Annotated in this window: 10 protein-coding genes; 6 read left to right on the top strand and 4 right to left on the bottom strand. The window is 46.6% G+C overall.

Features of this window, described 5'->3' with window-relative positions; all coding sequences use genetic code 11:
- Positions 1-467: 467 nt before the first annotated feature.
- Positions 468-1,202, top strand: a complete 735-nt coding sequence (locus QVE43_RS10155; protein ID WP_288006819.1) for a hypothetical protein — start codon at positions 468-470, stop codon at positions 1,200-1,202.
- Here QVE43_RS10155 and QVE43_RS10160 read toward each other — a convergent pair.
- Positions 1,173-1,595, bottom strand: a complete 423-nt coding sequence (locus QVE43_RS10160; RefSeq protein WP_288006822.1) for a sterol desaturase family protein — start codon at positions 1,593-1,595, stop codon at positions 1,173-1,175. The two genes, QVE43_RS10155 and QVE43_RS10160, sit on opposite strands and share 30 nt — an antisense overlap.
- Positions 1,596-1,928: 333 nt before the next feature.
- Between QVE43_RS10160 and QVE43_RS10165 the strand changes: the two genes are divergently transcribed.
- The 5 genes from QVE43_RS10165 (at position 1,929) to QVE43_RS10185 (ending at position 8,819) form a co-directional block, all read left to right on the top strand.
- On the top strand, positions 1,929-3,437 hold the full coding sequence (locus tag QVE43_RS10165; protein ID WP_288006824.1) for a PP2C family protein-serine/threonine phosphatase: 1,509 nt from the start codon (positions 1,929-1,931) through the stop codon (positions 3,435-3,437).
- Between the two features lie 75 nt (positions 3,438-3,512).
- Positions 3,513-4,991: a PP2C family protein-serine/threonine phosphatase gene (locus QVE43_RS10170; RefSeq protein WP_288006827.1), complete on the top strand. Its 1,479-nt coding sequence runs from the start codon at positions 3,513-3,515 to the stop codon at positions 4,989-4,991.
- A gap of 149 nt (positions 4,992-5,140) precedes the next feature.
- The gene (locus QVE43_RS10175) at positions 5,141-7,321 is read left to right on the top strand and encodes a carotenoid oxygenase family protein (protein WP_288006830.1); all 2,181 of its coding nucleotides are present in this window, start codon (positions 5,141-5,143) and stop codon (positions 7,319-7,321) included.
- A gap of 8 nt (positions 7,322-7,329) precedes the next feature.
- Positions 7,330-7,677: a hypothetical protein gene (locus tag QVE43_RS10180; RefSeq protein WP_288006833.1), complete on the top strand. Its 348-nt coding sequence runs from the start codon at positions 7,330-7,332 to the stop codon at positions 7,675-7,677.
- A 65-nt stretch (positions 7,678-7,742) separates the two neighbouring features.
- Complete coding sequence (locus QVE43_RS10185; RefSeq protein ID WP_288007652.1) at positions 7,743-8,819, top strand: PP2C family protein-serine/threonine phosphatase; 1,077 nt, start codon at positions 7,743-7,745, stop codon at positions 8,817-8,819.
- On the opposite strand, the gene QVE43_RS10190 is transcribed toward QVE43_RS10185, so the two are convergent.
- Genes QVE43_RS10190 through trmD form a run of 3 tightly spaced genes read right to left on the bottom strand, consistent with a single transcriptional unit; the run spans position 8,779 to position 12,757 of the window.
- Positions 8,779-9,657: a DUF4249 domain-containing protein gene (locus tag QVE43_RS10190; protein ID WP_288006836.1), complete on the bottom strand. Its 879-nt coding sequence runs from the start codon at positions 9,655-9,657 to the stop codon at positions 8,779-8,781. The two genes, QVE43_RS10185 and QVE43_RS10190, sit on opposite strands and share 41 nt — an antisense overlap.
- Positions 9,658-9,661: 4 nt before the next feature.
- Positions 9,662-12,013, bottom strand: coding sequence for a TonB-dependent receptor (locus QVE43_RS10195; protein ID WP_288006839.1), 2,352 nt, complete (start codon positions 12,011-12,013; stop codon positions 9,662-9,664).
- Between the two features lie 51 nt (positions 12,014-12,064).
- Positions 12,065-12,757 (bottom strand): tRNA (guanosine(37)-N1)-methyltransferase TrmD, encoded by a 693-nt coding sequence (gene trmD, locus QVE43_RS10200; protein WP_288007654.1) that lies wholly within the window; start codon positions 12,755-12,757, stop codon positions 12,065-12,067.
- Positions 12,758-12,775: the final 18 nt, after the last annotated feature.

Raw genomic sequence — 12,775 nt, forward strand, 5'->3', positions numbered from 1 at the left:
TTGAACTTTTGTCTTGAAAACAAGTACGATGACGCCATTTACTCACTGTTGTTGTTGAAATGTTGTAAATGTCTGCCAGTTCTCTGTTTGTCTGATGGCTTTGGTGTATTTGAGAACGAATGCGTATATTTGTGGTCGCATTAGTATGATATACTTGCTTCATATTTGTATGAATTTTATGTTTCATCAAAATGCAAATATAAGCAAGTTATGGGGGATTAGTTCTCCTGTATAGAGTTAATTATATTTTCTCTTGTGCAGGAGAACTATCTCTTAATTGAGGTATCCCCCATCAACAACCTGGTGAAACTTGACATCTAATGATTCAATCTTTATTATACTTTGTTAGGTTCAAAATAGAATAAGTCGCAAATTGTATTTTGAATTATACTTGCAACTTTAAATGATTCAGAAAAAAATCCTGAAAAAGAACTTTCTTAACCCTATATTCTCATAACATCATCAAAATGAAAGCCAATCAAGAACTAAGTGAACTGAAGAGTTTCTTGTTGTGCAAAATTTCTCAACCCTTGCCGTCAGTCGTGAGAATTGTAGAAAAATCTGTTCCCATAGTTTTTTTTGGAAACATTGAAAAAGCAGAGATTGCTACTTTAAGTTTGAATCCCAGCAATAAAGAATTTGTAAAAAAGGGTATCAAGCGTTTGGTAGATAGGGAAGTATTGGGAGTAAAGGATAATGAAAAGTTGAACTCTCAACAAGCAGAAATGGTATATCAATCTCTTTTATGTTATTTCAAGAAAAATCCATATAAAGGTTGGTTCAATCATCTGAATAAATTATTTCAAAATAAAGGGTATGAGTACTACAACGACAAAATAGTTCATTTAGACATCTCGCCGTGGGCTACATCAGATAAATGGAACAAGTTGAGCAAAGATCAGAGAGAAAGCATTATAGATTCATCGGACTCTCCCATCATAAAGAAAGTCATTGAATTAAGTAATATAAGATACTTATTTATTAATGGAAAAACTACATTTGATGTATTCCGTGAATTATGCAAAATAACACCAGAAAACATTCAAGAAAAAAACTTTGAATACTTAACTAAGAGCGGGAGTAAAAGGAATCTTACAATATACGAATCTACATTTTTGGGTCGCAAAGTGGTGGCTTGGAATCTGTATGTGCAGCGGTCTTGCCCCGACATTCTAACCCAACAAATACAGCATTACCTTTAATAAAATAATAATATGCCAAGAATCATTCAATTTATCCATCCGGGTGCGGAACACAGCCCGGAATACGCTCTCGACAGGGTGGTGCCGGTTGGCAGTGGTGGCATCTACGTGGGGGTCGCTGTGGTGGATGATATGAAAACGCCACATCCAGCGCACGCGGTGCTCTAAGTAATGGATAAGGTAGGCGCCTATCAGGTCGAGCAAGAGCAAGCCAATAAGCATCTCTGCCCAAAGGGGCAGTTGGAGCCACTGTATCACACCAAAGGAGTGTGCCACTGCCCAGCGGCTTGATAAATACAATAGGCCGGCAAAAGCCAAATTGATAAGTACGGTCGTAAGGGTAAGGAAAATATTAATGCCTGCATGTTTCCATTTATGGTAAGAAAATTTCATGAGCGGGACAATGCTTTCCAGGCTCCAGAATAGCGCCAGACCGCCAATAAGAAAAGCGGCACGCCAGCTGCTTGGGATCTTTTCAAAAAATAGTATTACATCTTCCATCTTGATAGGCAAAATTTAAAAATGAGCTACTGTTTTTCTTCCTTATGAATATAAGGAAAATTAAATAATGTGCAGGCGTTTTATTAAGGCAAGTGAAAGTTTGTTTATGTGTTTTGTTTTCTGAAATATTACATGTTTCATAGGGTGCGTGTTTTATTTCAAATCGCCATTTTCTATAAATTGTGGGGTGTATTTATTCGGCTTGCCTAATACCAAACAAACTTTATGACATCCATCGATCAGTTTTTAAAGATTGACTTAGACAAAGAGTGGGAAAAAGAATATGAACGCTTAGGGGCTTTGTATAACTTTTGGGGCGCTATTTTGGCAGCTCTTTTTTTGCCACTTGCCCTTTTGGTTGAAATGCGCCTGCCCAAAGCAGATGCGGACTGGTGGTATTTGTTCCGTTTGGCCCCTTCTCTGCTTATTGGTCTTTTGCTTGTACTTTACCGCCTGGGTTATATGCGGCACGACCGTATGATGCAGCTGACCGGGATGCTTTTGTTTACTTCGGGTGCCTACTGGGTAAATCCTGACGAGTGGCTGGGCTATTTAATTTTTAATGCCACTTTATTTTTGACTATCCCCCTGGTACCGATTATGCGCCCTGCCTATTTTGTACTGAACTTCGTTTATACCATAGTCATCAACATCACTTTTTTTATCGTATTCAATGAAAAAAGTTTTGTAGAGTTCTGGACACAGCGCATCGCTGCGCTCTTTTTGGTGGGCGCTATTGTGAGCTATACCATGGGCATTGCCCGCTATTATTATTTTAAAAATGCTTTCAGGCATAAGCTGGTGCTTCAGAAAGCACTGCTTTCTTTGGAAGAAAAGAACCGTCAGCTGGAAGCCTTTCAAGCGGAGCTGAGAGAGAAAAACGAAGAGCTGCGCCAACAGAATGAAGAAATCATGGCACAGCGTGATGAGATAGAAGAGCAAAAGCGCCTTATTGAGGAGCAAAACCAACATATTCTCGATAGTATTCACTATGCCAAGCGCATTCAAGAGGCTATTCTGCCTAAGCGCGAAGAGCTTGATGAGGCTTTGAAGGAATATTTTGTGTTGTATAAACCACGCGATATTGTAAGCGGTGACTTCTACTGGCTCTTGGAAACAGAAGACGACCTGCTTTGGCTTGCAGTGGTGGACTGCACGGGGCATGGGGTGCCCGGCGCCCTCATGAGCATGCTAGGCTATGCTTCGTTGAACAACTTCGTGTTGCGCCATCCTGTTACCGGTCCGGCAGCGGTGCTTGAGCATATGAGTGAAGAAATTCCTTATTTGTTACGTCAAGCAGGAAGCCAATCCGGCGATGGAATGGATGTGGGCATTGTCTGTATCGACAGGCGTCAAAATGTCTTGAAGGTAGCAGCTGCCAATAGTCCCATTTTGTATGTAAAGAATGGCGAATTACACAAAATAGAGGGTAGCCGGCGCAATGTGGGAGGAAGCAACTTCCGGTCTATAGATGAGGGCTTTAAGGAAGAAGTGATTCATTACCGGGCGGGCGATTGTCTGTATTTGTTGTCAGATGGCTATCAGGATCAGTTTGGCGGGCCCAAGGGAAGACGAAAGTTTGGTTCCCGCCGGTTACGTGAGCTGTTGCAGTCTGTTAGCCATTTGCCTATGCCTGAACAAGGCAAAATACTGGAACAACAGTTGGAAAACTGGATGGAAGAAGGTCAACAAAAGCAATTGGACGATATTTCTCTTGTAGGCGTACGTCTATAATGCTTGCAGGGCGGAATGCCCACTTATTACAACTTGACTTTATGGAAGAGAAGGACAGGGTGAATATGACAGTCAATGAAGTACTTACAAGACAGTTGGGAGCAAGAATATGAGCGTATTGGTGGTATCTACAACTACTGGGGGGCGCTGCTGGCAGTGTTGTTTTCGCCTTTAGCGTTTCTTACCGAAAGTGCCCGCCCAAAAGACAATGAGACATGGTGGTTGCTTTCGCGCTTGGTACCGGTCGTGCTTATTGCCTTACTGATTGTGCTCTATAAAAGAAAACGGCTTTCACACGAGTTACTTGTGCAACTTACAGGGCTGCTGCTCTTTACTTCACGGGCTTACCGGGTGCATGCGCAAGACTTAACACAATATACCATCTCTGCAAGCATTATGTTTTTCACCAGTGCGGTGATTCCTGTCTTGCGTCCCGCCCGCTATGCCTTTAATGCGGTGTTTGCTCTGTTGGTTCATTTGGGCATGCATGTCTTTTATTATAAACAATCTGTTGCGGAACACGCTCTGATAGCCGGGTGGGTGTTGACCGGTATAGTGGTAAGTCATGGAATAGGTATTGCCCGTTATTATTATTTCAAACATCAGTACATTCAGCGCCGCCTGCTTAACGAGCTGTTGCGTGAGCTTTTACATAAGCAGGACCAGCTTGAGCGGGCGTCTGCGGTATTGCAAAAGCAAAACGAAAAGCTTAAGCAATCTATTATCCGGGTGAAAGAAGGCACCGTGGCATTAGAACGGCAGAAGCAAGCACTTCTTGAGCAACAGGAGACGTTGAAAGTAATGTTGCAGAAAGCCACACAGGTGCAAGAAGGGCTGTTGGGGATGTCGAGGGAGCATTTAATGCGCCTGTTTCCGGAGTCCTTTGTGTTTTTCAAGGGAACTTCGGGCATTAGTGGCGATTTTTATTTGTGTACACGTTCTTTCGGGGCAGATTGGCTGTGTGTAGGCGACTGCACCGGCCACGGGGTTTCGGGGGTGCTGCTCAGCTGCGCTTCGGTCATGGCACTTGCCGACTTGGTGCACCGGCACAAGGAACTGACGCCGGAGCGGCTGCTTGAACTGTACGAAGAGCGCCTGGATTTTTATCTGCACAAAGAAGCAGTCAATCTAAAAACCGGTGCTGATGTTGGCATATTGAAGATTTCTCCATCCGGTGCGGCTTCTTATGCCGGGCGGGGAATCCCCCTGATACTGATACGTCAAGGCAATGTGTACGAGTTGAGTACATCCCGGGCAGGCGTATTGGCCAACCGCCTGTTGGCAGCCCCGGAACCGGAACAAGACAAAAAGGTAGATGTGTTTTTGGAAAGGGGTGATATCGTGTACCTGTTGACCGATGGCTTTAAAGACCAGCTAAAAGAGAGCAAGCGCCCGCAGCGTTATGGCCGCAGACGTCTTTTCCGGCTTTTAGAAAAAGCACATGGTGTGCCCATGGCGCGTCAGCACCGGCTTTTTGAAGAGGAAATTCAGCTGTGGCGGGCAGGCAAGGCATTTACAGATGACATAACGGTGGTAGGGTTTAAGGTGGTATAAGTGTTCTTAACAAAATTTTAAACATAAAAGCGGGGATTTGCTTGTGATGGGGTGCCGGTTTTTCATAAATTATTAAGTCTTTTCGCAAGAAGGCTTAATTGCCATTGTCTATGGCAGAGGCTTATTACTTACTTTAACATCACATAAAAATGATACCTGACCGCCCTTTCCCTTTTATTGCTTCCCGCAAAGAGCTTCGTAACGTAGCATTGCATGTACTTGAGGGAGCCGTGCCCGATGACTGGTACGGTTATGTTTTTTTAAATACGGCTGCCGGAACCGTCAATTCAGATGGCTTGCCTTACAAGCGAACGCTGCCCAATGGGCAAGCGAATCAAGAGTATGCCTCGCCGCTTATTAATGGTGATGGCTATGTGATTCGCTTCGACTTTAACCACGGAGGGCAGGTGGTGGTGAATACGTCCTTGCTGTGCCCGCCTTGCTATCATGCGGATGTGGCGACCAGCCCGCTGTGCAACCCTGCCGACAACCGCTTTTGGCGCTATGCCTTTCGCAGCTTTGGATTAGCACGTATATCGCCACTTTTAGGTACCCGCAATCAGTTGAATACTGCTTTTTTGCCATTTCGCCTGCAAGACAATGAATGGCGTATGCTGGCTACCTTCGATGCCGGGCGCCCTTTCGAAATAGACCCGGCTACTTTGGAATGCATCACGCCTATTGGAGAAAATACCTTCTGGCACTCCGGGTTGCCGCCCTTCATGCGCCAACCCTTTGAAATGGTACTTACTACCGCCCATCCCGTGTATGACCCTGAAACGCGCGAGGTGTTTTCCGTGAATTTTACCAAGACGACCAAGGCGCTCATGCAGGCAACCACCATCTTTGCCTGGAACCTCGAAACACTCGATGAGTTGGAAGAAGAGCTGGAGCGCAAAGTGGAAGGCTGGCTTAATCGGGATATAGAAATTGACTTGGTAGAAGAGGTAGAAGAAGCACTGCATAAAATACGTAAAGCAATAGAGAAACGCCCTGTGGTGAGTCGTTGGCTACATAAATTACAAAACTGGTGGTATAGGTTTGTGGGGCACTTGTATTCCAGCCGGAACAAGGTGTACTTAGTCCGCTGGACCGGACAAAAACGCCCGGAAGCTTGGGAGGTAACCGACCAACAGGGCCGAAGCATTGAAATACGGCACAATATGCATCAGCTGGGTTTCTCAAAGGATTATTTGGTACTGGGAGATACGAACTTCAAGTTTTCTTTCGACATCATGCTCAACAATCCTTTCCCCCATAACCCCAAGATAGATGCCTTCTTTAGAAAATTGTTGAGCGGGGTGATGGCAGACTACTCCACGGTATATCTTATCGACAGGCGTACACTCAAGCCCGGCGCAAAGAAGGTAAAAGCCAAGCGGGTGCGTATTCCTTCCGAAACGGTACACTTTTCGGTGAACTACGACAATCCGGAGGGTAAAGTGACTATTCATACGGCACATAACTGCTCGGCATGCCCGGCGGAATGGCTGCGTCCTTATGATACGGAAAAGATATCCGGTAAGCCCGTGAAAGAAGAGCTGTATGGTTTGATTGCCGTGGGGCAAATGGATATAGGCAAGATTGGAAAGTGTGTGATTGATGCAGAAAAAGGTGTCTTCTTGGAAGAAGAAAGCCGCTTTCTACATATAGAAGAAGACCCTACCGGGGCACACACTTGGGCGGTAGGGCTTTACACTTACCGGGATATGCTTTCGCCGGAGAAAAATGTGGAGGATATTCGGTATGTGTACTGGCAAAGTTACGGCTTGTCGCAGGAGCGTCTGACCTCTTTTATTTATAAACTTTATGACTCGCCGGAGAGACAACGCCTGCTTCCCGTGGAAGATATCCTGGAAAAAACCAAGCAGGGGGCGCCCTTTGTCCTTTTCTGCGTAGATACCGGACAAATGAAAGCCGTCGATGCCTACTGTTTCGATGAGGGCACTTATATGTGGTCCTTGCAATTTGTGCCACGTCGTGAGCCGACACCCGGCCTTCATCCCCAACAAGATGGATATATTCTTTGTACGGTCTTGCCTTACCGGGAAGGACGCTACACCTCTGAAACTTGGATTTTCGATGCAGCCAAGCTGGCACAGGGACCAATTGCCCGCTTGGGGCATCCCGAGCTGCTCTTCGGTTTCACTATCCATAGTGTGTGGGTACCCGAAGCGAACGAAGTGACCAACCCGCCCTACTGCTTAGATATCAAATCTGATTATTTGCCCATGCTCAAAGGCATCAAAAGGCGCAAACACCGCCAAGCCATTACGCAACTGTTTGAAGAATATGTATTTCCGCACGAATATGGTAAAAGGAAGCGTTAACGCCGGCAATGGCACAGACTTACTTAAATAGCAATTGGCAAGAAGAATATAATCGTATAGGTAGTATTTACAACTACTGGGGGGCACTGCTGGCAGTGTTCTTTTCTCCTTTGGTCTTTCTCAGAGAAGGCGCAGAGCCTAAAGACAACGAGCTTTTATGGTTTTGCGCCCGTTTAGTGCCCGTTTTGCTCACGGCTTGCTTGGTAGTGGCGTATAAAATGAAGCGAATTTCCCATGAATGCTTGTTATTGGGTGTCAGTTTTCTGCTTTACACGTCCCGGGCTTACCGTGTGAATGCGCTAAATATTACTCAATATGCTTTGTCTCTCAGTATTATGTTTTTTTGGGGTCTGTGATTCCGGTGCTACGCCCTAAATATATAGTTTTAAAAGGTGCATATGCCTTATTGGTGCATTTGGGAATGCATGTTTTCTACTACAAGTTATCACTTGTAGAATATGCCCCCATAATCAGTTGGCTGGTTATTAGCATTGTAGCAAGTCACTCTATCAGTGCCCTGCGTTACTTTTACTTCAAGAATCGCTATGTAGAACGCAAGCTTTTGAGCAAAGTTTTAAATGAAGTGGCACTTCGGAAGGATAAACTGCAAAGAGCAGTAGAAGTGCTGCAAAAGCAAAATGAGCGCTTACATCGCTTCATAGAAGAAAAAGAAAAGGGAAAGCGCTTGGTAGAGTTACAAAAAAAGCTGTTACAGCAACAACAGGAAGACTTAAAGCAGGCTTTAGAAAGCGCCCGGCAGGTACAACGGTCCTTGTTGCTGCCTTACGAAAACTATCTGAAAAAGCGTTTTCCCTCGTCGTTCTTACTTTTTCAAGGAGCAGATGGGGTTAGTGGTGACTTTTTCTTATGCATGCATGCCCATGGATATGATTGGGTGTGCATAGGTGATTGCACGGGGCATGGGCTACCGGGCGCTTTGCTCAGCTGTGCGTCGGTTTTGGCATTGCAAGACTTGTTGCAGCGGCACAAAAGGTTGTCACCGGTGCAGCTGTTCGAGCTTTATGAGGAGAGAATGGATTTTTATTTACATCATGAAGCGCTCTATCTGAAAACCGGAGCCGATATAGGTATACTCAAAATAGCGCCTTCCGGAGAGGCTTCTTTTGCGGGTAGAGGCATCCCACTTTTATTGACACGACAGGCAGTTTTATATGAGCTGTGTACTTCACGTGCCGGTTTACTTGCCAACCGTTTGTTAGTGCCGGCCGATGATGCTCCCGGTGATCAGGTGGAATTTTTTCTTGAAGCCGGTGATCGCTTTTATTTGTTTACAGATGGCTATAAAGATCAGTTATGCCATAGACAAGGAAAGCGCCCGAGGCGTTATGGAAGCCGCCGTCTTTTTCATTTGATTGAGTCCATAAAAGATAAGACACCGGAGCAGCAAAAACAACTTCTGATAGATGCAATCCGGGCATGGAGAGGTAGCGACCGGCTTAACGACGATGTAACGGTTGTAGGTGTTGTCGTTGAGTAATACTGTCTTTTCGAATAACTACCGTCTTTTGGTCGTAGCTTAGCGCTGCAAATACACCCCAGCCGCCTTCCACGCCGGAGATAATATTGGCAGGCGGGGCAAAGGGGTTCCCGTTGGCATCGACGGCATCGTCTATTGTGCGGAAGTAGTCATAAAAGTGCCGGTCGATATGATAAAGCAGTATGTGAAGTGTGTCTTTGTCTTCGAAGCGGTAGGCAGTGCCCAAAGTAAGCTCTCCGTTGGTGGCAAAGAGACCACGATACACAAAATCCAATTCGTTGATAAGCTTTTGTGCACTGTCCCTTAAAATGCGCATGCGGTAATAATTCTCTTGCTCCGGGTCTTCGGGGTGGCGTATGAGCAACAGGGCTTTGGCTGTACTGTCTTTTTCTTCTTTGTCTTTGTCTTCAAACTCCCACGTAATTTCTGTGATAGGCACTTTGGGCAAAAAAGCCGTTTCGGCGGTGATACGCCGTCCGCGTGTGTCGCTGATTTCGAGCCGGTAGGTGCCACCACCCGTAGAATCCACCAACGCATCGGAGGCATAATTGTATATTTTGCCGGTGAGGGTGTCCAACTGTGGTTTGTATTCAAGTACCACGCTTTGCCCTTGATGTGTGATGACAACCGTGGCATCATCGATATCGGGCAAGGTGGGGCTGCTGAAATAATTGACACTCTCGGTAAGCAGTAAGCGGTAGGGTTTGCCGTGCTCCAGGTAACACTCTACAACCAGCTGTGAGTCATGCGCAGGCAAATCCACTTCAATGACTTTTTCAAGGTTACAAGCCGGTAAGCATATAATAGCTGCAAACATCCACAAAAGCAGGTAGCGCATGGCTTTAAAATTTAAAGTCTAAACTAAAAGTAGGAATGATGGGGAAAAGGGTTACTTGCTTGGCTTGGAAATAAAGCGTTTGTTCCGTTTCGGGGTCTTTGACCTCTTCGAAATAAACGAAGAAAGCATTGCGCCGGTTATAGACATTGTACACGCTGAATATGAGGCTGCCTTCGCCCCAGCGTGGCCGCAGTTTGTAGGTAATGCTGAGGTCGGCACGGTGGTAGTCGGGCAGGCGGTAGTTGTTACGCTCCGGGTACACGGGAACCACCACCGGGTCTTTTCCGGGCAAATCTTGATAAATGAAGCGGCCGGTGGGCAAAGAGAAAGCATTGCCGGTGCCAAAGACGAAATTAAAACCGGCAGACCAGCGTTCGGTAAAGCGGTGCATCAGCACCAGAGAAATATCGTGGCGGCGGTCATAGCGAGGAAAGAAAGGCTTGCCGTTGTTGATGGGGGCATTGCCGTTGGTGCTGTCGGCAAACTGACGGAAAGTCCACGAAAGCGTATAGCCTATCCAGCCGGTGGTGCGCCCTTTCTTTTTTTCGAGATACACTTCCCAGCCGTAGCCCCAGCCCTTGCCAAATACAAATTCGCCATCCAAATTGTCATTGAAGAAGAGCTGTGCCCCGTCTTTGTAATCGATTTGATTGGACATCCATTTGTAGTAAACTTCTGTGTTGAAGAAATACTGCCCTTTGGCAAGCGTCCGGCTTAGTCCCAGGGCTATTTGCTGCGACTGCTGCGGGGCTACCACACGGTTCGAAGGATACCAGATGTCGGTAGGCAGGCTGGTGCCCGAGTTCGACACCAAATGTACATACTGATTCATGAGGGCATAGCCGGCTTTAAGAGAGGTTTTATCGGAGGCACGCCAGCGCACGGAAGCCCGGGGTTCTATGCCGTAATACCATTTGCTTTGGTTGGTAAATGCCGAGAGGCGAAGCCCTACTTCACTGCGCCACCGGTCGTTCCAGTCGATGTCGTCTTGTATATAAGCGCCCATTTCATGCCCTTCGAAATTTTGTCCCGACTCAAAGTCCACACGTCCGTCTTCGCTTTCAAAGCGCAGACGGCTTACTTCGAACTGGTGGTAGGTGTGTTGATAACCGAACTGTATGAAATGTTTGCTGTTGGGGCTATACTCAAAATCCAGCTTGCCGTTATAGTCACGTATGCCTGAGCCAATGTTGAAATTGAATGCATTAAACTGGTTCTGTATTTGATATTTGTAATCGGAAAAGATGAAAGAAGCATTCATAAACAGGCGGGGCGTAACGATATGGTTCCAACGCAGCGTGGTAGTGGCATTGCCCCAATCAAAATTGAAATTGAAGTTGTCGTTGCTGAACTGAAAAACATCCCTGCCGAAGTAGCCGCTTAAAAACAAACGGTTCTTCTCATCCAGCTCTATATTTACCTTGGTGTTCAGGTCGTAGAAGTAATAATCCGGAATGGGGTTATAGTCGGGGTTGTCCCGGTTGGCTTTGTTGATTTGCCTTGTGATGAGGTCGAAATAAGTGCGGCGCCCCGATACAATAAACGAAGCCTTGTCTTTGGCAAGCGGGGCTTCCAGAGTAAGGCGCGAAGAAATGAGCCCCACGCCTCCTTCACCGCTGAATTTTTGCTTGTTGCCTTCTTTCAGACGCACATCCAAGACAGAGGACAAGCGGCCGCCGAATTTGGCAGGGAAGTCGCCTTTATACAAAGTAACATCTTTGACTGCATCGGGATTGAAAATGCTGAAAAAGCCGAAAAGGTGGGCAGGGTTATACACCAGGGCTTCATCTAAAAGAATCAGGTTTTGGTCGGCACCGCCACCACGCACATACAGCCCGCTGCTGCCTTCGCTGCCCGACTGCACGCCCGGTTTCAATTGCAGCACCTTTACCAAGTCGGCTTCGCCAAAAATGAGGGGAATGCTTTTTACTTCTTCCATGCTAAGGCGTTCCACGCTCATTTGCGGGGCATCGAGTTGGTCTTGGTAAGAGTCGGTGGTGATGACTACCTGTTCGATGGAAAGCACTTCCGGGCGCAGCCGTACGTCCAAACGCTGGTTGCCGCTCATATATACTTTTTGCACTACTTTTTCGTAGCCTATGAAATAAAACTCCACCAAGAGGGTGTCGCCGGCCGGAAGGCTCAAAGAATAAAAACCATATTCGTTGGTGACGGCACCTGTTTTTAAAGCAGGCACCGACACCGTGACACCTATGAGGTCTTCGCCTGTTTCGGTATCTTTTACATAGCCGCTAAGCGTGTAGTGGGGCGACGGGGTTGGTTGCGCTTGACTTGTGGGGTGCGTTGCCAAACCGGCAAGCAGCAGGGCTATCCACAAAAGCAGTGTTTTTTTCATGATAAAAGCTGCGTTATTGAAAGGCAAGGTGGCAGTATGCAAAACAACGTTTTATTGTTCTTTTTGTCGTGAATTGAGCAGGTCGGGGCGTCTTTCCCGGGTGCGTTTGAGTGCCATCTCATAGCGCCACTCATCGATGGCTTTGTGATTGCCCGAAAGCAGTATTTCCGGGACCTTCCATCCACGGAAGTCGGCAGGGCGTGTATAGACGGGCGGTGCCAACAGGTTGTCTTGAAAAGAGTCGGTCAAGGCAGAGGTTTCATCGGAAAGCACGCCCGGAATCAAGCGTATGATGGCATCGGCTACCACTGCGGCGGCCAGCTCGCCGCCCGAGAGCACGTAATCGCCTATGCTGATTTCCCGCGTAACAAAGTGCTCCCGCACGCGTTCATCAATACCTTTATAGTGCCCGCAAAGCAGTATTATATTTTGCTTGCCCGATAATTCGTTGGCATCTTGTTGCTTGAACGGCTTGCCGTCAGGGGTCAAATAAATGATTTCATCGTAGGTGCGTTCGGCTTGTAGTTTTTCAATACAGCGGGCAATAGGCTCTATCATCAATACCATGCCGGCACCACCGCCAAAGGGGTAGTCATCTACTTGGCGGTACTTGCCTTTGGCATAATCGCGCAGGTTGTGCAGATGCACTTCCACCAAGCCTTTGTCTTGGGCGCGTTTGGGAATAGAGTGAGATAAAAAGCCTTCTATCAGCTCCGGAAGAACTGTAATGATATCAATGCGCATCATAGTGTACAAAAATTT

It is taken from the genome of Thermonema sp. (assembly GCF_026003375.1).
GTDB lineage: Bacteria > Bacteroidota > Bacteroidia > Cytophagales > Thermonemataceae > Thermonema > Thermonema rossianum.